Origin of the sequence: Streptomyces sp. BJ20, from assembly GCF_022869105.1 — a bacterium.
GTDB classification, from domain to species: domain Bacteria; phylum Actinomycetota; class Actinomycetes; order Streptomycetales; family Streptomycetaceae; genus Streptomyces; species Streptomyces griseoincarnatus.
The window spans coordinates 2,047,913-2,068,209 of record NZ_CP094918.1 but is presented as its reverse complement, the minus strand read 5'-3'; the positions used below and the strand labels follow the sequence as shown (position 1 = coordinate 2,068,209).

At 73.7% G+C, this 20,297-nt stretch carries 17 protein-coding genes; 9 read left to right on the top strand and 8 right to left on the bottom strand.

What is annotated here, in order from left to right; genetic code table 11:
• The first annotated feature begins 3 nt into the window (after positions 1-3).
• Complete coding sequence (locus tag MTR79_RS09445; protein WP_244789738.1) at positions 4-1,605, top strand: alpha/beta hydrolase; 1,602 nt, start codon at positions 4-6, stop codon at positions 1,603-1,605.
• A gap of 6 nt (positions 1,606-1,611) precedes the next feature.
• On the opposite strand, the gene hemQ is transcribed toward MTR79_RS09445, so the two are convergent.
• Together hemQ and hemG are read right to left on the bottom strand one after the other, a co-directional pair.
• Positions 1,612-2,343 carry a hydrogen peroxide-dependent heme synthase gene (gene hemQ, locus MTR79_RS09440; RefSeq protein WP_048456006.1) on the bottom strand — a complete coding sequence of 244 codons (732 nt, stop codon included), beginning with the start codon at positions 2,341-2,343 and terminating at the stop codon, positions 1,612-1,614.
• Between the two features lie 5 nt (positions 2,344-2,348).
• Positions 2,349-3,806, bottom strand: coding sequence for a protoporphyrinogen oxidase (hemG, locus tag MTR79_RS09435; RefSeq protein ID WP_189363409.1), 1,458 nt, complete (start codon positions 3,804-3,806; stop codon positions 2,349-2,351).
• Positions 3,807-3,964: 158 nt separating this feature from the next.
• Here hemG and MTR79_RS09430 point away from each other — a divergent pair, with 158 nt between their 5' ends.
• Positions 3,965-4,972, top strand: coding sequence for a DUF4349 domain-containing protein (locus tag MTR79_RS09430; RefSeq protein WP_086704864.1), 1,008 nt, complete (start codon positions 3,965-3,967; stop codon positions 4,970-4,972).
• Between the two features lie 37 nt (positions 4,973-5,009).
• On the top strand, positions 5,010-6,404 hold the full coding sequence (locus MTR79_RS09425) for an FAD-dependent oxidoreductase (RefSeq protein WP_189363407.1): 1,395 nt from the start codon (positions 5,010-5,012) through the stop codon (positions 6,402-6,404).
• Between the two features lie 308 nt (positions 6,405-6,712).
• Here MTR79_RS09425 and MTR79_RS09420 read toward each other — a convergent pair whose 3' ends face one another.
• Positions 6,713-7,063, bottom strand: coding sequence for a hypothetical protein (locus MTR79_RS09420; protein ID WP_048456010.1), 351 nt, complete (start codon positions 7,061-7,063; stop codon positions 6,713-6,715).
• Positions 7,064-7,195: 132 nt separating this feature from the next.
• On the opposite strand from MTR79_RS09420, the gene MTR79_RS09415 reads away from it, so the two are divergent.
• The 3 genes from MTR79_RS09415 (at position 7,196) to MTR79_RS09405 (ending at position 10,723) form a co-directional block, all read left to right on the top strand.
• Positions 7,196-8,020: a rhomboid family intramembrane serine protease gene (locus tag MTR79_RS09415; RefSeq protein ID WP_086703622.1), complete on the top strand. Its 825-nt coding sequence runs from the start codon at positions 7,196-7,198 to the stop codon at positions 8,018-8,020.
• Positions 8,021-8,090: 70 nt separating this feature from the next.
• Entirely contained in the window at positions 8,091-9,626 is a 1,536-nt protein-coding gene (locus MTR79_RS09410; protein ID WP_244789737.1) for a glycoside hydrolase family 43 protein, read from the top strand.
• Positions 9,627-9,679: 53 nt separating this feature from the next.
• Complete coding sequence (locus MTR79_RS09405) at positions 9,680-10,723, top strand: LacI family DNA-binding transcriptional regulator (protein WP_086703617.1); 1,044 nt, start codon at positions 9,680-9,682, stop codon at positions 10,721-10,723.
• Here MTR79_RS09405 and MTR79_RS09400 read toward each other — a convergent pair.
• From MTR79_RS09400 to hemE, 5 genes are all read right to left on the bottom strand, one after another.
• The gene (locus MTR79_RS09400; RefSeq protein ID WP_244789736.1) at positions 10,712-12,448 is read right to left on the bottom strand and encodes a CocE/NonD family hydrolase; all 1,737 of its coding nucleotides are present in this window, start codon (positions 12,446-12,448) and stop codon (positions 10,712-10,714) included. The genes MTR79_RS09405 and MTR79_RS09400 overlap by 12 nt on opposite strands.
• Before the next feature lie 18 nt (positions 12,449-12,466).
• On the bottom strand, positions 12,467-13,318 hold the full coding sequence (locus MTR79_RS09395; protein ID WP_244789735.1) for a carbohydrate ABC transporter permease: 852 nt from the start codon (positions 13,316-13,318) through the stop codon (positions 12,467-12,469).
• A complete protein-coding gene (locus MTR79_RS09390) occupies positions 13,318-14,259 on the bottom strand; it encodes a sugar ABC transporter permease (protein WP_048456016.1) in 942 nt (313 codons plus the stop codon). Before MTR79_RS09390 ends, MTR79_RS09395 begins: the two co-directional genes overlap by 1 nt.
• A gap of 10 nt (positions 14,260-14,269) precedes the next feature.
• Positions 14,270-15,559, bottom strand: coding sequence for an extracellular solute-binding protein (locus MTR79_RS09385; protein WP_048456017.1), 1,290 nt, complete (start codon positions 15,557-15,559; stop codon positions 14,270-14,272).
• A 305-nt stretch (positions 15,560-15,864) separates the two neighbouring features.
• The gene (gene hemE, locus MTR79_RS09380) at positions 15,865-16,932 is read right to left on the bottom strand and encodes a uroporphyrinogen decarboxylase (RefSeq protein ID WP_086703613.1); all 1,068 of its coding nucleotides are present in this window, start codon (positions 16,930-16,932) and stop codon (positions 15,865-15,867) included.
• Between the two features lie 160 nt (positions 16,933-17,092).
• Here hemE and MTR79_RS09375 point away from each other — a divergent pair, with 160 nt between their 5' ends.
• From MTR79_RS09375 to MTR79_RS09365, 3 genes are all read left to right on the top strand, one after another.
• Entirely contained in the window at positions 17,093-17,767 is a 675-nt protein-coding gene (locus tag MTR79_RS09375; protein ID WP_078894998.1) for a DUF3000 domain-containing protein, read from the top strand.
• Positions 17,768-18,083: 316 nt separating this feature from the next.
• A complete protein-coding gene (locus tag MTR79_RS09370; protein ID WP_006130493.1) occupies positions 18,084-18,746 on the top strand; it encodes a response regulator transcription factor in 663 nt (220 codons plus the stop codon).
• A 227-nt stretch (positions 18,747-18,973) separates the two neighbouring features.
• Positions 18,974-20,254, top strand: a complete 1,281-nt coding sequence (locus MTR79_RS09365) for a ribonuclease D (RefSeq protein WP_086701014.1) — start codon at positions 18,974-18,976, stop codon at positions 20,252-20,254.
• Positions 20,255-20,297 lie beyond the last annotated feature (43 nt).

The window sequence follows — 20,297 nt, the reverse complement described above, 5'->3', positions numbered from 1 at the left end:
CCGATGAGAACCGCCGCCGCCCTCGTGGCCGCCGGGTCCTTGCTCCTCACCACCCCGGCGGCCGCCGCCCGGACCCCCGCGGCGGCCTCCGTGTCGGCCCCCGGGTCCCCGTCCGCGTCCGAGGCGCGCGGCACCGCGGTGGCCGCCGCGCGGGCCGCCTCCGAGGGCATCGGCTTCGGCCCGTGCGCCGAGGAGCAGGAGCTGCCGCCCACCGTGGAGTGCGGCACGCTGAGCGTCCCGCTCGACTACGCCCGCCCGGACGGAGAGCGCATCCGGCTCACCGTGAGCCGCTCCCGGGCCACCGGGATGGACTCCGCGACCGGACGCGCGGTGCCCCGTCAGGGCTCCCTGGTGAACAACCCGGGCGGGCCGGGCGTCAGCGGCATGTACTTCCCGATGCTCGGCGTGGTCCCGGGCTGGAAGCGTCTGGCGGCGGCGTACGACCTGGTCGGCTACGCGCCGCGCGGGGTGGGCCGCTCCGCCCCGCTCTCGTGCACCGACCCGACCACCTTGCAGCAGGGCCCCGCGCCCGCGCCCCAGCACCCGTCGGCGGCGGTCAAGCGGGAGCGCGCGGCCCGTGCGGCGGCGTACGCGCGGGGGTGCGCCGAGCGGTCGGGCGACGCGCTGCGGCACTACACCTCGCTGAACAACGCCCGCGACCTGGACGTGCTGCGCGCCGCGCTGGGCGAGACCCGGCTGACCTTCCTCGGCTCGTCGTACGGCACGTACATCGGGGCGCTGTACGCGACGCTGTTCCCCTCGCACGTGCGGCGGATGGTGTTCGACTCGGCCGTGAACCCGGCGCCGGAGCGGATCTGGTACCGCAACAACCTCGCCCAGTCGGCCGCGTTCGAGGACCGCTGGGCGGACTTCCGGGCGTGGGCCGCCCGCCATCACGACGTGTACGGGCTGGGCGACACCGCGCGGAAGGTGGGCGACAGCTACGACGTCGTGCGGGAGCGGCTGGCGCGGGAGCCGGCGGGCGGGAAGGTCGGTCCGGCGCAGCTGCACGCGGCGATGCTGAAGGCGGCGTACTACGACGACCACTGGCCGCAGCGCGCGCACGCCCTGTCGGCGTATCTGAAGGGCGACCCCGCACCGCTGGCGGAGCAGGCGGAGGAGCAGCCCGAGGCGGCGGCGGAGGCGGAGAACACGCGCGCGGTGTACCTGGCCGTGGAGTGCAACGACGCGCCCTGGCCGACGGACTTCGCGGTGTGGGACCGGGACAACACCCGGCTGGCGCGGCGGGCGCCGTTCGAGACGTGGGACAACGTGTGGACCAACCTGCCCTGCGCCTACTGGCCGGCGCCCCGGCAGCGGCCGCTGGACGTGCGCGCCGGGCAGGACGCCCTGCCGCCCACGCTCGTCCTGGCGGCCGAACGGGACGCGGCCACCCCGTACGACGGGGCGCTGGAGCTGCATCGGCGGCTGGCCGGGTCGGCGCTGGTGACGGAGCGGGACGCCGGCAGCCACGGACTCGCGGGCGGCGCCAACGCGTGCGTGAACGCGCACCTGACGGCGTATCTGCTGGAGGGCCGGGTGCCGGGGCGGCGCGCGTCCTGCGCACCGCACCCGGCGCCCGCTCCGGCGGCTCCCGCGTCCTGACCGGCGTCAGGCCAGACCGGCGACCAGGTCCGCGACGTCCTTGCGGCGGCCCGTGTAGAACGGGACCTCCTCACGGACGTGCATACGGGCCTCCGAGCCGCGCAGGTGACGCATCAGGTCGACGATGCGGTACAGCTCGTCGGCCTCGAAGGCGAGGATCCACTCGTAGTCGCCGAGGGAGAAGGAGGCGACGGTGTTGGCGCGCACGTCCGGGTAGCCGCGGGCCATCTTGCCGTGGTCCGCGAGCATCCGGCGGCGGTCCTCGTCCGGCAGCAGGTACCAGTCGTAGGAGCGCACGAACGGGTAGACGCTCACGTAGTCGCGGGGCGTCTCGTCGGCCAGGAACGCCGGGATGTGCGAGCGGTTGAACTCGGCGGGGCGGTGCAGCGCCATGTTCGACCAGACGGGCTCCAGCGCGCGGCCCAGCTTGGTGCGGCGGAAGAGGTTGTAGGCCTCCTGGAGCTGGTCGGCGGTCTCCGCGTGCCACCAGATCATGAGGTCCGCGTCCGCGCGCAGGCCCGACACGTCGTAGGTGCCGCGGACCGTGACGTCCTTGGCGGCGAGCTGGTCGAACAGCTCCTGGACCTCGTCGGCGTAGCCGGTGCGGTCCTCCGGCAGGACGTCCTTCAACTTGAACACGGACCACAGGGTGTAGCGGATGACCTCGTTGAGGTCCTTGGCCAGCTTGCCCTTGTTGGGGATCCGGTCGGGCGCGGGGGTGGTGGCGTCGTCACTCATGTCCCTTATTCTCCCGCTCCTCCGTGAAGGCTTTGCACCGGGTGCGCGGTGAGCTGCTGCACAGCGCGCAGGTCACCCTGGACCTGGTCGGCGGCGGCGTACGCGCTCGCGATGCACGCGGGGACGCCGACGCCGTCGTACGCGGCGCCGCACACGGCCAGCCCGGACAGGCCGGCGAGATGGGCGCGGACGCGGGCGACGCGCGCGTGGTGGCCGACCGGGTACTGCGGCAGGCCGTCGTCCCAACGGGTCACGCGGGCGGCGACCGGGGCGGCGGCCAGGCCGGTGGCCGCCTTCAGGTCGCGCCGGGACAGCTCCACCAGCTCGTCGTCGTCGCGGTGCAGGAGCTCCGTCTCGCCGTGGCGGCCCACGGAGGTGCGCACGACGGCCAGGCCGGGGTTCTCCTCGGCGATCCAGCCCCACTTGCGGGAGGCGAACGTGGACGCCTTGATGCCGCGGCCCTCGACGGGCGGCACCAGGAACCCGCTGCCCTCGGGCAGCCGCGCCTCGTCGCGCCGGTAGGCGAGGGTGATCAGCGCCATCGAGGCGTACTCGACGGCGGACAGCTCGGCGGCGGCGCCCGGGGCCTCGGCGCGCAGCAGGCCCGCGGCGGCCGGGGCGGGCACGGCGACGACGACCGCGTCGGCGTGCAGCACCTCGCCGCCGGCGACGAGCCGCCAGCCCTCGCCGGGTTCGCGGCTCAGTCCGGTGACCGGGGTGCCGGTGAGGATGCGGACGCCCCGGGAGCGCAGGGAGTCGGCCACCGCGAGCGGCAGGGTGCCCACGCCGCCCGCGACGCCCGTGAAGACGGGGCCGGTCTGCCGGCCGGCGGCGGTCTTCGCCTGCACGGCGCGGACCGCCTCGGTCAGGGTGGGGTGCGCGCGGGCGGCCTCGAAGAGCTGCGGGACGGCCGAGCGCATGGAGATGCGGTACGCGTCCCCCGCGTACACCCCGCCGAGCAAGGGCTCCACGAGCCGGTCGACGACCTCACGGCCGAACCGCTCGGCGACGTACTCACCGATGGCGACGTCGTCGCCGATCTCGGTGGGCGGCAGCTCGGCGTCCCGCTCGATCCGGGCCAGGCCCTCGTCGGACAGCACGCCGGCGAGCGCGGCGGCGGTGCCGGGGACGCCCATGACGTGCCCCTTCGGCATGGGGCGCAGGGCGCCTCGGGTCCACAGCGCGGCGGAGGCGGTGGCGGGCGGCTGGAGCCGGTCGGCGAGGCCCACCGCGCGGGCGAGTCCGACCGCCTCGGGCCGGCGGGCCAGCAGCGACTCCGCGCCGAGGTCGACGCGGGCGCCCGCGATCTCGCCGGGCAGCAGCTTGCCGCCGACCCGTTCCGAGGCCTCCAGCACGGTGACCCGCGCCCCGTGCTCCAGCAGCCGGTGCGCGGCGGCCAGCCCGGCGATGCCCGCTCCGACGACGACGGCGTGCCCGCCGCCGCCCGTGTGTGATCCGCTCATGCCCTCCACCTTCTCAAACGCCGCGCGCCGGTCCCCCAGGGCCGTGTGGCCCCGTCGAGTCCCTACCGTGACCCCATCGCGACCGTCCGGGCCGAACGCCCGCTCCCCTCACGGCGTCTGAGGAACGTCAGCCGTCAGGACACGAGGGGGAGCCCCGCATGCGCACACGACGATCCGTACGATCCGCCCACACCCTCGCCGGGGCCCTGCTGGCGGCGGCCCTCCTGGTCACCGGGTGCAGCGGGGCCGGCGACGAAGGCGCGAGCAAGGCCGGAGGCGGGCAGGGAGTGGCGGCGGACGAGAAGGGGGCCGCGGGCGCGGCGCCCGAGTCCGGGAAGCAGGGCGCGCCGGGCGGCACGGCGGACCGGTCCGCCCCGTCGGCTCCCCGGCTCGCGACGGAGCACATCATCCGCACGGCCTCCCTGACAGTGCGCGTCAAGGACGTGCCGACGGCGCTCGACGAGGCGCGCACCGCGACCACGAACGCGGGCGGCTACGTCGGCGACGAGACGACCCGCCGGGACGCCCGTGGCCACGAGCGCACGCGGGTGGTGCTGCGCGTGCCCGTCGACGCGTACGACAAGGTGCTGGCCGCGCTGGAGGGCACGGGCACCCTGGTCGAGCGCGACGCGAACGCGGAGGACGTCACCGACCAGGTGGTCGACGTGGAGAGCCGTGTCCGGTCGCAGCGGGCGAGCGTGGCGCGGATCCGCGAGCTGATGGACCGGGCGACGCGGCTCAGCGACGTGGTGACCCTGGAGGGCGAGCTGAGCACCCGCCAGGCCGACCTGGAGTCGCTGCTCGCCCAGCAGGCGTCCCTGAAGGACCGCACGAGCCTCGCCACCATCACGCTCACGCTGTCCGAGACGCCGGTGAGCAAGGAGGCGAAGGAGGACGGGGAGCCCGGTTTCCTGGACGCGCTCGCGGGCGGCTGGGGCGTCTTCGTGACCCTGCTGCGCTGGCTGATGCTGGCGCTGGGCGCGGTCCTGCCGTTCGCGGCGGTGGCGGCGCTGGTCGTGCTGGTGTGGAGCAGGCTGATCGGCCCCCGGGTGGCGCGCCGCCCGCGTCCCGAGCCCGCGGCCGAAGGCGGCACGGGCGCGGGCTCACCGCCTGTCGCCCCGGCGGTCCCGAGGCGCGCCCCGGACGCCGGGAACGGTGACGCCTGAGGAACCGTGCCCGACCCTCCCCCGTAGCGTGGGCGGCATGAACACGAGTGCTGCGCACGGGGTGAGGGAACGGCTGGTCGTGATCGGCGGCGACGCCGCGGGCATGTCCGCGGCGTCGCAGGCCCGGCGGATGAGGGGCCCGGACGAGCTGGAGATCGTGGCGTTCGAACGCGGCCACTTCACCTCCTACTCCGCCTGCGGCATCCCCTACTGGGTGGGCGGCGACGTCGAGGACCGGGACGAGCTGATCGCCCGCACCCCCGAGGAGCACCGCGCGCGCCACATCGACGTGCGGCTGCGCACCGAGGTCACGGAGATCGACGTGGAGCGGGGGCGGGTACGCGCCCGTGACCTGGAGTCCGGCGCCGAGTCGTGGACGTCGTACGACAAGCTGGTGATCGCGACCGGTGCCCGGCCGGTCCGCCCGGACCTGCCCGGGATCGACGCGGCCGGGGTGCACGGGGTGCAGACCCTGGACGACGGGCAGGCGCTGCTGGACACGCTGACCCGTACGGAAGGGCGCCGCGCGGTGGTCGTGGGGGCGGGTTACATCGGTGTGGAGATGGCCGAGGCGCTGATCAACCGCGGCTACGAGGTGACGGTCGTCAACCGGGGCCGGGAGCCGATGGCGACGCTCGACCCCGACATGGGCCGGCTGGTGCGCGAGGCCATGACAGGGCTGGGCATCACGATGGTCGACGACGCCGAGGTCACCGCGTTGCCCACCGGCGCCGACGGCCGGGTGCGGGCGGTCGCCACCGCGGACGCCGAGTACCCCGCCGACGTCGTCGTCCTGGGCATCGGCGTACGGCCCGAGACCACTCTCGCGCGGGCCGCCGGGCTGCCCCTCGGCGACCACGGCGGGCTGCTCACCGACCGGTCGATGCGGGTGCGCGGCCAGGAGAACGTGTGGGCGGGCGGCGACTGCGTGGAGGTGCTCGACCTGGTCTCCGGGCAGCTGCGGCACATCCCGCTCGGCACCCACGCCAACAAGCAGGGCCAGATCATCGGCACGAACGCCGGCGGCGGCTACGCGACCTTCCCCGGCGTGGTCGGCACGGCGGTCAGCAAGGTGTGCGACCTGGAGATCGCGCGCACCGGCCTGCGCGAGAAGGACGCCCACCGGGTGGGCCTGCGCTTCGAGACGGTGACGATCGAGTCGACCAGTCGCGCGGGCTACTACCCGGACGCCGCGCCCATGACGGTGAAGATGCTGGCGGAACTGGGCACGGGCCGCCTCCTCGGCGTCCAGATCGTCGGCCGCGAGGGGGCGGGAAAGCGCGTGGACATCGCGGCGGTCGCCCTCACGGCGGGCATGACGGTTTATCAGGTGGCGGCGCTGGATCTGGGCTACGCCCCGCCGTTCTCCCCGGTCTGGGACCCGGTCCAGGTGGCGGCCCGGAAGGCGGCGGCGAAGCTGGGGGCACGGTGACCGCCGTCGCCCCGCCGACGCGACCGACGGGGCGGTGCGGGCTCACGGCGGGGGGACGCGCCTGACAGCGGTCACCCACGCCGGACGCCTGCCGGCGTACCCCGCACGGTCCGGTCCGCGCCTCCGGCTCCGACATGGCCTGGGCGGGCGGGGGCCCGACCCCGGCGGCGCGGTGGGGCACGGGCCGTCCGGAGCGCGCCCGGCGCACGGCTCGAACCGGCAGGCGGGTCGCAGTCGGCGTGCGTCGCGTCTCACGTGCCCCCCGTGCACGGCCGCCGAGCCTCGCCGCCCCCCTCGACGGGACGGCGTCACGCCGTCCCGTTGATGCGTTCGATCGCCTGGCGGGCCTGCTCGCTCGGGGGGCGGGAGGGGAGGGAGGAGACCGAGCCGGTCGTCGAGGTCGCGGAGGCGGTGGCCGGCGGGACGGCCGGGGGCTGTTCGCCGGCCGTCGGGCGGGCGTGGGCGGCGGTGGCGCGGGGAGAGCGGAGGCGGTGGCCGACCGCCTCGTCCAGCGTCACCGGCCGCTGCATCTGCGCGGCGAGCCGCCCCGCCTCCTGGCCGAGCCGGGCGACGTCCTCCCAGGAAAGGCGGACCACGAGCGTCAGCTCGGCCTCGCCGTCGGGCAGCGCGTGCACGGGGACGGTCACTCGGTCGTTCATCGCCTGTGTCCTCACGTCGGCCCCGCGGCGCCTTCCCCGCGCCGCGGGCGGTTGAGGAGACATACGCACGGCGGACGGGCGGCGTTCAGGGGCCCGTTGATTCACCGGCGGCCGTCCGGGCACAAGTGGAACGTGGTCATCCCCGTCCATGACGTGAACCCCGCGCGCCGCACCCCCTGGGTGACGTACGCGCTGATCATCGCCAACATCGTCGTCTTCGTGGCGCTCACGCCCGGTGTCGTCGGCTCTCTGACCGGGGGCGGCGGCAGCCTGGCGGACCTGTGCCACCTCCAGGCGTTCCTGGAACGGTGGGCGGTGGTGCCCAGGGAGCTGATCCACCACCAGCTGCCGGACCTGGTGCCGACCGGCGCCACCGGCGTGGGCCCGCAGGGCGCCGGATGCGTGATCGCCCCGCCCCGCTACGACAAGTCGCCGGAACTGAGCGCGCTGACGGCGATGTTCCTGCACGGCGGCTGGCTGCACCTGCTGGGCAACATGCTCTTCCTGTGGGTCTTCGGCAACAACATCGAGGACCGCATGGGGCACGTCCGCTTCCTGCTGTTCTACCTGGTCTGCGGCTACGCGGCCGCCTACGGCTTCGCGCTGCTGAACGCCGGCTCGGGCGAGCCGCTGATCGGCGCGTCGGGAGCCGTCGCGGGCGTCCTGGGCGCCTACCTGGTCCTGTATCCGAAGGCACGCGTCTGGGTGCTGGTGCCGTTCCTGGTCTTCCTGCCGCTGCGGCTGCCCGCGTGGACCGTGCTGGGCCTGTGGTTCGGGCTCCAGGCGGTGTACTCGGCCGGCCAGGGCGTCACGGACGCGGGCACGGTGGCGTACGCGGCGCACGTCGTCGGTTTCGCCGTCGGCATGCTGCTGGCGTGGCCGCTGAAGCCGGGCACTCCCCCGCCCCCCGAGCCGCGCGGCATCCTCTTCGGCCGCCGGGCCCGGCCCGGCTGGTAGGACGACCGCCCGCTTGATCGCCTCCGGGCCTAGACTCCCCCCAGCGGCCCGCCGTTCGATGGGGAGGACCATGTTCGACCACACGTACGACAACCCGGTGATCAGCGGTTTCCACCCCGACCCGAGCGTGTGCCGGGTCGGCGACGACTACTACCTGGTGTGCTCCAGCTTCGAGTACGTCCCCGGACTGCCCCTCTTCCACAGCCGGGACCTGGTGCACTGGGAGCAGATCGGCAACGTGCTCGACCGCCCCGCCCAACTGCCGCTGCCGCTCCCCGGCTCGAAGGCGTCCGGCGGTCTCTACGCCCCCACGATCCGGCACCACGACGGCCGCTTCTGGGTCGTCAACACCAACGTCGACGGCGGCGGCAACTTCGTCGTCACGGCCGAGCGGCCCGAGGGCCCGTGGAGCGACCCCGTGTGGATCGGCCTGGAGGGCATCGACCCCGACCTGGCGTGGGAGGAGGACGGCACCTGCTGGTGCGCCTTCTCCGGACCCGCGGGCGGTGTCAACCTGGCGCGGATCGACCCGGTCACGGGCGCGGTGCTGGAGGGCCCCTTCCCCACCTGGTCCGGCAGCGGCCTCAAGTACCCGGAGGCGCCGCACCTCTACCGCGTCGGCGACTGGTGGTACCTGCTGATCGCCGAGGGCGGCACGGAGCGCGGCCACGCCGTCTCGGTGGCCCGCGCCCGCTCCCCGCGCGGCCCTTGGGAGGGCGCGCCCGGCAACCCGCTGCTGTCGCACAGCGGCACCGGCAGCCCGATCCAGAACACCGGCCACGCCGACCTGGTGCAGGCGCCCGACGGCAGCTGGTGGATGGTGCTGCTCGGCGTCCGCCCGCGCGGGTTCACGCCCGACGTGCACGTCCTGGGCCGGGAGACGTTCCTGACGCCGGTGGAGTGGGACGAGGACGGCTGGCCGGTCGTCGCGCCCGTGCCGGAGCGCCACCTGGCGCCGGGCGGCGCCTGGCACCCCGTGCAGGGCCCGCCCGCCCGCGACGACTTCGACGGGACCGCGCTCGCCCCGCACTGGATCTCGCCGTTCACCCGCCCGGAGGGCTCCTGGTCGCTCACGGAGCGCCCCGGATCGCTGGTGCTGCACGCCACCGGCCCCACCCTGGACACCCCCGGCTACACGTTCGTCGGCCGCCGCCAGCAGCACCACGACTGCCGCGTCACGGCCCTGGTCGACCCGGGCACCGGACGCGGCGGGATCTGCGTACGGCTGGACGAGGCGCACCACTACGAGGTGGAGGCCGGCGACGGGGAGGTGCGCGTCGTGGCGCGGATCGGGCCGCTGAGCGAGACCGTGGCCCAGCGGTCCGCCCCGCCCGGACCGCTGTTCCTCGGCGTGACCGTCCGCACCTCGGACCTGGTGCCCGCCTCGCCCCTGCTCACCGACGGTCACACCACCGGCCCCGACACCCTCGCCTTCTGGCTGGGCGACCCCGGCGCCCCGGGCGCCCACCCGCTCGCCGAACTGGACGGGCGCTATCTGTCCACCGAGGTCGCCGCGGGCTTCACCGGCCGTGTCATCGGCATGTACGCCACGGAGGGTTCGGTCGCCTTCGACTGGTTCGAGTACGTCCCGGCGTCCGCCGTGTGAGGGCGGCCCTGGGGCCGGAGGGCCCGTGTGCCGGTTCGGCTAATCTGTCCCCCATGCCACCCCGACCAGCCGGAACACGTCCCACCCTGTCCCTGGTCGCCGAGACCGCCGGTACGAGCGTGCCGACCGTGTCGAAGGTGCTGCGCGGCGGGACCGACGTCTCGGCGGAGACCCGCGCGCGGGTCATGGAGGCCGTACGGGCCGTCGGCTACACCCGCAGGGCCGGGGGCAGGAGCGAGGGCGCGCGGGACGAGAAGAGCCGGTCCCAGGTCCTCGACCTGGTGGTCACCCACTTCGAGGGGTCGTGGGCGAACCTCCTCATCGCCGGGGTCGGCCGCGAGGCCGCCGCGGCGGGGCTCGACGTCGTGCTGACGCTCGCCGAGCCGCACGGCGACTGGGTGTCGCGGGTGCTGCGCAGGCGCGCCCTCGGCGTGGTCGGCACGCTGGTGGACCCGGCGTCGCCGCAGTTCGGCGCGCTCTTCGCGGCGGGTGTCCCGGTGGTGCTGATCGACCCGATGACCACACCGCCCGCGGGCGTGACGAGCGTCGGCGTGGCGAACTGGGAGGGCGGCCGCATGGCCGCCGAGCATCTGCTGTCCCTGGGGCACGAGCGGCTGGGCGTGGTCGCCGGGCACGCCCGCCATCTGTTCAGCCGGGCCCGCGTGGACGGGTTCCGCGGTGCGGCCGACACCGAGACCGGCGGGCGGGCCACCGTGACGGTGACCCACGGCGGCTGGAACCGCGCGAAGGCGGCGGCCGCCACCCACGCCCTCCTCGACGAGGATCCGGAGATCACGGCGGTCTTCGCCTGCGCCGACTCGATGGCGCTCGGCGTCTACGACGCGCTGGGCGATCGGAGCCTGCGGGTCCCCGACGACATCAGCGTCATCGGCTTCGACGACCTGCCGGAGGCGCAGTACATCACCCCCGGTCTGACGACCGTCCGCCAGCCCAGCACCGAACTGGGCGCGGTGGCGGTCAAGCTGCTGCTCGAACTCTCCCGGGGCGAGGACGGCGCGGCCCGGCCCCCGGCCCGGATGAAGCTGGCGACCGAACTGGTCGTGCGTGCCTCGACCGGCCCCGTCTCACACCGGTGACGCGACCACGTCGAGGAGGAGCCGGCTCGGCCGGGCGGCGCCCTGGAGGATCGTGTGCTCGGCCGTGACCGGGGGTGCGAACTTGCCTTCCGGCGCGTAGGTGTTGGTGCCCACGTCCCAGCGCGGTGACGAACTGGGGGCGATGTCGACGCGTATCCGGTGGCCCGGCAGGAAGGTGTGCGCGGTCGACCAGAGGTCCACGGTGATCTCGTAGGCCCGGCCCGGCTCCAGCGGCCCCCTCCCGCCCCGGCCGGTCACCGGGTCGACGGACCGCGCCGATCCCCGCCGCACGCCGTCGGCGACGACGCGGCTGGCGCCGTCGGGGTGTTCGTCGCACAGCCGGACCACCACGTCGGCGTCCGTTCCCGTGGTGACGAGATGGACGACGGCACCAACCGCGCCCATCACCGTGAGGGGCTCCTCCAGCGGACCGGTGCGCCAGGAGACGACGTCCGGCCGTGCCTCGACCGCCGTCTGGTCGGCGGGGCCCGCCCCGAACGGCGCGAAGAGCAGGACCGCGCCGCCGCACGTCGGCACCGGGGACGCCGGGTCGCTGACAAGCCGCCGGCCCCCGCTCCCGGACGGCTCGGGTGCGAGCGCGCCCTCCGGGGTGAGGTACAGCTCGAGCGGCCGGGCGTCACTCGGCGGGAACTCGGCCGTCTCCACCCACCGGTCGGCGCCCATCAGGAACACCCGCACCGGCGGGGAGTCGGGTGCGTCCCCGCGCAGCACCGCGTCGAACCAGCGCAGGTGCAGCGCGGTGAGGTCCACGGACCCGGCGGACGCGTCCGGGCCGAAGTCGAGGCCCGCCGCCCGGCCGGAGAAGTCGTCGTGCGTCCACGGGCCCACGACCAGCCGGGGCGCCGGCCCGCCCGTGTCCTCCGCGCGGCGACGCAGCCGCCGGTAGAGCTCCAGGGTCGGGCCGAGGAACACGTCGAACCAGCCGCCGGTCAGCAGCACCGGCACGCCGACCGCGTCGGTCCGGTCGACGATCTTCCCCGCGCGGTGACGCGGCGAGTCCAGCGGCTCCCGCAGCCGGTCCAGCCCCCACCGGACACTCCCCTCGGCGTCCCGTCCCGCGTGCAGGGCTCCGGCGCCGTACGCCTCGCCCGTGGTGATCGCGCGCTCGGTCGCCTCCTGGCGCCGGCGCTCGGCCTCCCGTTCGCGTGCGGAGGGAAGACGGGTGATCGCGTCCGGGGCGATGGCGTAGTGCGTCCAGGCGAGGGTGCTGCCGAGCTCCGGCACGCCGCCGCGGAAGCGGAAGCCGTCGAGCGCCGACAGCGCCGGCGTCATGGCGGGGGCGAGCGCCCGCAGCGCCGGGGCGCCGCCGAGCAGGGCGGCGAACTGGGTGTCGGAGGCGTAGGACGCGCCCCACATGCCCACGGTGCCGTCGCATTCGGGGCGTGCCGCGAGCCAGGCCACGGCGTCGGCGCCGTCCGCCTCCTCCTGGGCGCAGGGGTCGAAGACGCCCTCGGAGCCGAAACGGCCCCGCACGTCCTGGAGCGCGACCAGGTAGCCGGCGGCGACCAGGCGGCGGACGTCCAGGTACCCGTCGTCCTCCTCCCGGGTCACGTCGTAGGGGTGGCGGGTGAGGAGGGCCGGCCAGGGTCCGGTGCCGTGCGGGAGGAGCAGGAGGGTCCGCAGCCGTGTTCCGTCGCGCAACGGGCAGGTCACCTCCCGGCGTTCGGCGACCGGGTCCGGTGTCGGCCGGGAGGTGACGGGCACGGCTGCGGTTCCCTCCCCTCAGCCCTTCACCGCGCCGGTGAGGCCGCCGACGATGCGCTTCTCGAAGACCGAGAAGAACACCAGGGCGGGCAGCATGGCGAGCGAGGTGAAGGCGAGCACCTTCGCGGTGTCCGTGGAGTACTGCGAGGAGAACACCTGCACGCCCAGCGGCAGGGTGAAGTTGGCCTGCGAGTTGAGGACGTACAGGGGCAGCAGGTAGTTGTTCCAGCTGCCGACGAAGGCGAGGATGCCGACAGTGACCACGCCGGGCACCGACAGCGGGATCACCATGCGGAAGAAGAACCCGAGCCGGCTCATCCCGTCGAGCGCGGCGGCCTCCTCGATCTCGTTCGGGATGGCCCGCAGGAACGGCACCAGGATGATGACGGTCGTCGGCAGGCCGAAGGCGATCTGCGGGACGATCACGCCGAGCAGGTTGTCGACGAGACCGAGGTCCTTGATCACCAGGTACAGCGGGGTGATCGCGATGACCATCGGGAACATCAGGCCCGCCGCGAACAGCGAGTACATGGCGCCCTTGAACCGGAAGTCGTAGCGGGCGATGACGAAGCTGACCATCAGCCCGAGCGCGACGATGCCGGCCGTACTGGCGAGCGCGACGATCAGCGAGTTGGCGAACTCGCCCCAGAAGACGGACGACTTGAGGACGGCCATGTAGTTGACGCCGACCCAGGGGTCGGGCAGCGCGGCCGGGTCGGTGGTGATCTGGGCGTTGGTGCGGAAGCCCCCGAGCACGATGTACACCACCGGCGCGACGCAGACGCCGACGAGGAGCAACGCGACGAAGTAGGTGACCGGACCGCCGTCGCGCCCGGTGGGCTTCCGGGAGATGGTGGTGCTCGCGCTCATCACACGGTCCCTTCCGTGACGGCGCCCCTGAGGTCGCGGCGCAGGACGAAACGCTGGTAGATCAGCGCGACGGCCAGCGAGATCACGAACATCACGACGGCGACGGCGCTGCCGTAGCCGTAGTTGCCCGCGTTGCGGCCCTGGGCGAGCATGTAGATCGCCATGGTGGAGGTCCCGGCGGTGCCCGAGACGTACTGGCCCCAGATGATGTAGACGAGGTCGAACAGCTGCAGCGAGCCGATGATCGACAGGAACGCCCAGATGCGGATCGTCGGTCCGAGCAGCGGCACGGTGATCCGGCGCTGGATCTGCCAGTAGGAGGCGCCGTCGATCTGCGCGGCCTCGAAGATCTCGTCGGGGATCGACTGCAGGCCGGCGAGCATCAGGATCACCGCGAAGCCGAGGTACTTCCAGGTGATGACGGCCATCAGCGTCCAGATGGCCAGATCCGGATCGGATATCCAGTCGGCCTCCAGCGAGCCGAGGCCGATCGCGCGCAGCAGGCCGTTGACGGCGCCGTCGCTCTGCAGCATCAGGCTCCAGCCGGTGCCGACGATCACCTCGGAGATGATGTACGGCACGAAGACGAGGACGCGGATCGTGGAGCGGCCGCGTATCCGCCGGTTGAGCAGCAGGGCGAGACCGATGGCCAATGGCCCCTGGACGGCCAGGGACAGCACCAGGATCAGGCCGTTGTGCCACAGGACGTCGTGGAACGCGGGGTCGGTGAGGATCAGCCGGTAGTTGTTCAGGCCGACCCAGTCGGTGGGGTCTCCGTAGCCCTTCCACCGGTAGAACCCGTAGTAGGCGGCGAGCGCGACCGGGAAGATCACGAAGGCCAGGAACACGATGACCGCCGGCGCGGACAGGACGGCGATCTCCAGTCGCGTCCTGCCCCGGCGGCGTGCGGCCGCGCGCCGCGGGGCGAGGGTGTCGCTCATGTCTGTCCGGTCAGCCCTTCTCCGCCGCGGCCTTGACGTCCTTGACGATGTCGGCTGCGGAGCCCTTGCCGGCCAGCAGGTTCACGACGGCGACGTTCATGGCGTTGCCGACGTTCTGGCCGTACACGGTGTCGAGGAACTGCATGGAGTAGGCGGCCTTGTTGAAGGCCTGGAGCGCCGAGATGTTGTACGGCTCGGTGACGACGTCCTGGGCCGCCTTGTTCACCGGGATGGTGTCGAACGCCTCCGCGTAGGCCACCTGCTGCTCCTTGGTCACCACGAACTGGAGGAAACCGAGGGCCTCTTCGGGCGCGTTCTTGGACAGGGAGTAGCCGCCGGCGCCGCCCATGATGGCGGTGGGGTCGCCCTTGCCGCCGGGGACGGCCGGGAAGGGGAACCAGCCGAGGTCGGGGAGCGGCTTCTTGTCCGGGGTCAGGTCGGCGATGACGCCCGGGTTCCAGTTGCCCATGAGTTCCATGCCGGCCTTGTGGTTGGCGATCAGGCCCGCCGACGATCCGGCGCCCTGCTGCGAGGTCGCCGTGAGGAAGCCCTTCTGGAAGGGGTCGGCGCCCAGGAGTTCCGCGAGGTCGTCGCCGGCCTTCGTCCAGCAGGGGTCGTCGAAGGCGAGCGACTTGGCCGACTCCTGCATGGTCTCCTGGCTGCACTCGCGCAGGGCGAAGTTGTAGTACCAGTGGGCGGCCGGCCAGGCGTCCTTGGCGCCGACCGCGATGGGCGCGACCTTGATCGCCTTCAGTTTGGCGACGGCGTCCTTCAGCTCGTCCAGGGTCGTCGGCGGCGCGGTGATGCCGGCCTTCTTGAACAGGTCCTTGCTGTAGTAGATGCCCTCGGGCTGGGTGTCGAGCGGCATCGCGTAGACCTTGCCGTCGATGGAGGCGCCCTCGAGGGCCGCCTCGCCCACGTTGGCCCGGTCGGTGTCGGTGAGCTCCAGCTCCTTGATCTGGCCGGCGTCGACCATGGCCTGCATCTTGCCGCCGCCGCGCTGGAGGAAGACGTCCGGCGCCGAGCCCGAGTTGAGGGCGTTCTGCAGCTTGCCGTCGAGGTCCTCGTTCTGCACGGTCTGGATCTTGATCGTGACGTCGGGGTGCAGCTTGCGGTACTCCTTCGCGGCGTTCTGCCAGAAGACCAGGCCGCGTCCCTCCATCGCGTTCGTCCAGACGGTCACCGTCGCCTCGCCGCCGACCGCGCCGTCGTCGCCGCCACCGGCGCATCCGGCGGCGGCGAGTGCGAGGCAGCACAGGCCGATCGCGGCAGCCGTCGCGCTGCGGGTCTTCCTCGTCATCGGGCGCTCCTGATCTGTCGACACAAGTGATCCCAAAACTGATTAGTTTGCGCAAACTAATGAGCCATCCGCGAAGTTGGGCAAGGTCTACCGCCGAAAATGTCGGTGGAGCAACAGAAAGTTTTCGCAAGTTGCCCAATCGTTACCGACATAGCGACCGCCGTTCGGAGTGCCGAACAAGGCAAGGAGAGGTCGCGTGCGACGGGTGCCCGGGAACGCGAAAGGCCGGTGCGGCGCGCGGGAGAGCGCGGCACCGGCCTCACCGGCGGCCCGAAGGCCGCCCGTCGACGGTCAGTCGTATACGGTCAGCGGGCGGAAGCCGTGTGGACGTACTCCACCAGCCGCGTCAGGGCGTCCGGGTCGGTGGACGGCATGACTCCGTGGCCGAGGTTGAAGACATGGCCCTCGAGGCCGGCGGCCGAGTCCAGGACCTCCTGGGCCTTGCGCTCGACGGCCTCGCGCCCGGCGAACAGCACGGTCGGGTCCAGGTTGCCCTGGAGCGCCTTGCCGGGGCCGACCCGGCGGACGGCCTCGTCCAGCGGGACGCGCCAGTCGACGCCCACGACGTCCGCGCCGGCCTCGCCCATCAGCCCGAGCAGCTCACCGGTGCCGACGCCGAAGTGGATGCGCGGCACCTCGTAGCCGGCCACCGCGTCGAACACCTTCGCCGACGCGGGCAGCACCGAGCGGCGGTAGTCGGCGGGGGCGAGCGCGCCGGCCCAGGAGTCGAAGAGCTGCACGGCCGAGGCGCCGGCCTCGATCTGCACCTTCAGGAAGGCGGCGGTGATCTCCGCGAGCCGGTCCAGCAGGTCGGCCCACAGCTCCGGGTCGCCGTACATCATCGCCTTGGCGTTCTCGTACGTGCGGGACGGACCGCCCTCGACGAGGTAACTCGCGAGGGTGAAGGGGGCACCCGCGAAACCGATCAGCGGGGTGGCGCCCAGTTCCCGGGTCAGCATCCCGATCGCCTCGGTGACGTACGGGACGTCCTCGGGGGTCAGGTCGCGCAGCCGGTCGAGGTCGGCGCGGGTGCGCACCGGCTGCCCGACGACCGGGCCGACGCCCGGCTTGATGTCGAGGTCGATGCCGATGGCCTTGAGCGGCACGACGATGTCGCTGAAGAAGATGGCGGCGTCGACCTGGTGACGGCGCACCGGCTGGAGCGTGATCTCCGTGACCAGGTCGGGGCGCATGCAGGAGTCGAGCATGCCGATTCCCTCGCGTACCTTGCGGTACTCCGGCAGGGAGCGCCCGGCCTGCCGCATGAACCACACCGGGGTGTGCGGCACCGGCTCACGCCGGCACGCCCTGAGGAAGGCACTGTCGTACGTCGAGGTCGGCTGGCTGCCCGTCGGGCTCACGTTGGCGCTCACACCGGCCAGTCTCGCATGTCGCCGGAACCGTCCCGGCCGCCGGTACACCGGTCCCGGGGAGCGGGGGCGCGCGGCGGGGGTGCGGCGTGATCCGGACACCCCCGGACGGCACGGGTGTCCCTCCCTGCACCGACGGCCCGTTCCGCTTAATCTTCCCCGCATGGCTGCGGCTCAGGGACGACTGTCGGACGGCGCTGGCGGAATGGACGAACCGAAGGAGGCAGGGGGCACCACCGGACCCGGGGGTACGCCCCCGCTGCCCTTCCGGGCCGCTGTCGACGCGCTGCGCGGCGCGCGGCTGCGGCCGCAGATCGAGGTCGATCCCACCCCCGCGCCGAAACGCCTCGCGCCGTTCGCGTACGCGCTGGAGGCGGCGGTCGTGGACGGCGAGGAGGACCTCGCCGACGGCCGGCTGGTGCTGCTGCACGACCCGGCCGGGCACGACGCCTGGCACGGCACGTTCCGGCTGGTGACCCTGGTCCGCGCGGAACTGGAGCCGGAGATGGCGGCGGACCCGCTGCTGCCGGACGTGTGCTGGTCCTGGCTGACGGGAGCGCTCACCGCGCGCGGGCTGGCGTTCGGCGAGCCGAGCGGGACCGTGACGCGGGCGAGCTCCCACTACTTCGGCGGGCTGTCCGAGCGGCCGGCCGCCTCGCAGATCGAGATCCGCGCCTCGTGGACCCCGCGGGAGGGGCCGGGCGGGGTGCCGGACACGGCGACCCATCTGGTCGCCTGGTGCGATCTGCTCGCGCAGGTGGCGGGGCTGCCGCCGACCGCACCCGGGGACGCGTCGGTGGTGACGCTGCCGCAGCGTCGGGGGCCGCAGTCGCGCTGAGGTTCGCCGGGTGGTCGGGTTTCGGCCAGTCGCAACTGTCGCTCTTCGGGCGTCCCGCTCGAACCGCACGGATGCCTCGTTGGCCGTCTCTTTGTCGATACGGCCACATTCGAAAGCGTTGCGCCGCAGACCGAAACCGTTCGATCTTCGAATGATCGATCGTGCGTCCGAATTGCCCGGATTGTTACTCACCAGATCGTGATCATTTCCTAAAGGACATCAGGTTTGGTGCCGAAGACGACTGTGACCTTGAAAGCACGGTTCGTCCCGGCTTCACCCCCACGAGCCGGCCCCGTCCCGCACCCCAGGAGGCCTGGTGTCCGTTCTCCTCGAGCAGCCCTCAAGCCTGGTCGCCTACCGCCCGAACAAGCCGACCGCCATGGTGGTCGTGGCCGACCCCCGCGTCCGTTCCACCGTCACCCGCCATCTGTGGGCGCTCGGTGTGCGCGACGTGATCGAGGCCTCGTCCGTCGCGGAGGCTCGTCCCCGCATCGGCAACCCCCGCGACATCTGCGTCGCCGAAGTCCACCTGCCGGATGGTTCCGGCCTCACCCTCCTCTCCGAGACCCGCGCCGCGGGCTGGCCCAACGGCCTCGCCCTCTCGGCCGCCGACGACATCGGCGCCGTGCGCAACGCCCTCGCCGGCGGCGTGAAGGGCTACGTCGTCACCGGCACCCGCACCAACCTCGGGCTCCCCACCCGTCCCGGTGCGGCCCCCATCGGCGCGGCTGCCGCCCGCCTGCACCGTCGCCCCCCGGGTGCCCCGAGCCACCCGGGTGGCTACCGCGAGCTGTCCGGCCGTGAGGTCGAGGTGCTGCGGCTGGTTGCGGAGGGCCAGTCGAACAAGGCGATCGGCGTCTCGATGGGCCTGTCCGCCCTGACCGTGAAGAGTCACCTCGCCCGCATCGCCCGCAAGCTCGGCACGGGCGACCGCGCCGGAATGGTCGCGGTGGCCCTGCGCACCGGCATCATCCACTGACCCCTCCTCCCGCCGAACCGTCCCCGCACCTCCCCGAGCCGTCTCCCGACCCGTCCCGACCGCCTGCTGCCCGCGCCCGCCGATGCCCCCGCGTCGGCGGGCGCTCTCGCGCCCCCGCCCGCGCGAGGAGACGCGCGGGAACCGGCGGCGGCCTGTTCTCGCTGGTCGGCGCGGTCACCGGGTGGAGGGGCGGGCCGGGTAGCGGCCCGTACGGATACTCTTGACAGGTGACCGACGCCCACGACACCGCAGCAGACAGTTCACTGCGCACCACCGGAGGCGCCCCTCCGGACGACGGCGGATCCTCTGCTGAACAGGCGCCGATCCCCCTGCTGGAGCCCCGCGAGGGCATCCCGCCCGTGGTGGCCGACGAGGCCGCGCTCGCCGAGGTGGTCGCCGCCTTCGCCGCTGGCCGCGGACCCGTCGCCGTGGACGCCGAGCGCGCCTCGGGCTACCGCTACGGACAGCGCGCCTACCTCGTCCAGCTCCGGCGCGAGGGCGCGGGCACGGCGCTGATCGACCCGGTCGCCTGCCCCGATCTGTCCGCTCTGAACGAGGCGCTGTCCGGTGTGGAGTGGGTGCTGCACGCCGCCACCCAGGACCTGCCCTGCCTGCGCGAGATAGGCATGGCGCCGACGCGGCTCTTCGACACCGAGCTGGCGGGCCGCCTGGCCGGGTTCCCCCGGGTCGGCCTCGGCGCGATGGTGGAGAGCGTGCTCGGCTACCTGCTGGAGAAGGGCCACTCGGCCGTCGACTGGTCCACGCGCCCGCTGCCCGAGCCGTGGCTGCGGTACGCCGCCCTCGACGTCGAGCTGCTGGTCGACCTGCGGGACGCGCTGGAGAAGGAGCTGGACCGGCAGGGCAAGCTGGACTGGGCGCGGCAGGAGTTCGACGCGATCGCCTCGGCACCGCCGCCGGAGCCCCGCAAGGACCCCTGGCGCCGTACGTCGGGCATGCACAAGGTCCGCCGCCGCCGGCAGATGGCCGTCGTACGGGAGCTGTGGCAGACACGGGACCGGATCGCCCGGCGCCGTGACGTCTCCCCCGGCAAGGTGCTGTCCGACGCGGCGATCGTCGAGGCCGCCCTCGCCATGCCGTCCGGCCCGCACGCCCTGGCCGCGCTGAACGGCTTCGGCCAGCGGGTGGGCCGCCGCCAGCTCGAGCAGTGGCAGGCGGCCGTCGACCGGGCGAAGGCGCTGAGCGAGGACCGGCTGCCCCAGCCGGGCCAGCCGGTGACCGGTCCCCCGCCGCCGCGCGCCTGGGCCGACAAGGACCCGGCGGCCGCGGCCCGGCTGTCGGCCGCGCGGGCGGGCGTGACCGCGCTCGCGGAGCGGCTGAACATGCCCGCGGAGAACCTGATCACGCCGGACACCGTGCGCCGGATCTGCTGGGAGCCGCCGGCCCCGGCGACCTCCGGGACGGTCGCCGCGGCCCTGACGTCCCACGGCGCCCGCGCCTGGCAGGTGGAACAGGTGACCCCGGTCCTGGTGGCGGCCCTGACGGGCTGACACCGCCGCGTCCCGGAAGGACGAGCCGGCCCACGACGCCGCT

Bases quoted from the DNA above. Each gene is read 5' to 3' on its own strand.
- MTR79_RS09445 (WP_244789738.1), top strand. From the start codon at position 4: ATGAGAACCGCCGCCGCCCTCGTGGCCGCCGGGTCCTTGCTCCTCACC.
- hemQ (WP_048456006.1), bottom strand. From the start codon at position 2,343: ATGAGTGACGACGCCACCACCCCCGCGCCCGACCGGATCCCCAACAAG.
- hemG (WP_189363409.1), bottom strand. From the start codon at position 3,806: ATGAGCGGATCACACACGGGCGGCGGCGGGCACGCCGTCGTCGTCGGA.
- MTR79_RS09430 (WP_086704864.1), top strand. From the start codon at position 3,965: ATGCGCACACGACGATCCGTACGATCCGCCCACACCCTCGCCGGGGCC.
- MTR79_RS09425 (WP_189363407.1), top strand. From the start codon at position 5,010: ATGAACACGAGTGCTGCGCACGGGGTGAGGGAACGGCTGGTCGTGATC.
- MTR79_RS09420 (WP_048456010.1), bottom strand. From the start codon at position 7,063: ATGAACGACCGAGTGACCGTCCCCGTGCACGCGCTGCCCGACGGCGAG.
- MTR79_RS09410 (WP_244789737.1), top strand. From the start codon at position 8,091: ATGTTCGACCACACGTACGACAACCCGGTGATCAGCGGTTTCCACCCC.
- MTR79_RS09405 (WP_086703617.1), top strand. From the start codon at position 9,680: ATGCCACCCCGACCAGCCGGAACACGTCCCACCCTGTCCCTGGTCGCC.
- MTR79_RS09395 (WP_244789735.1), bottom strand. From the start codon at position 13,318: ATGAGCGCGAGCACCACCATCTCCCGGAAGCCCACCGGGCGCGACGGC.
- MTR79_RS09390 (WP_048456016.1), bottom strand. From the start codon at position 14,259: ATGAGCGACACCCTCGCCCCGCGGCGCGCGGCCGCACGCCGCCGGGGC.
- MTR79_RS09385 (WP_048456017.1), bottom strand. From the start codon at position 15,559: ATGACGAGGAAGACCCGCAGCGCGACGGCTGCCGCGATCGGCCTGTGC.
- MTR79_RS09375 (WP_078894998.1), top strand. From the start codon at position 17,093: ATGGCTGCGGCTCAGGGACGACTGTCGGACGGCGCTGGCGGAATGGAC.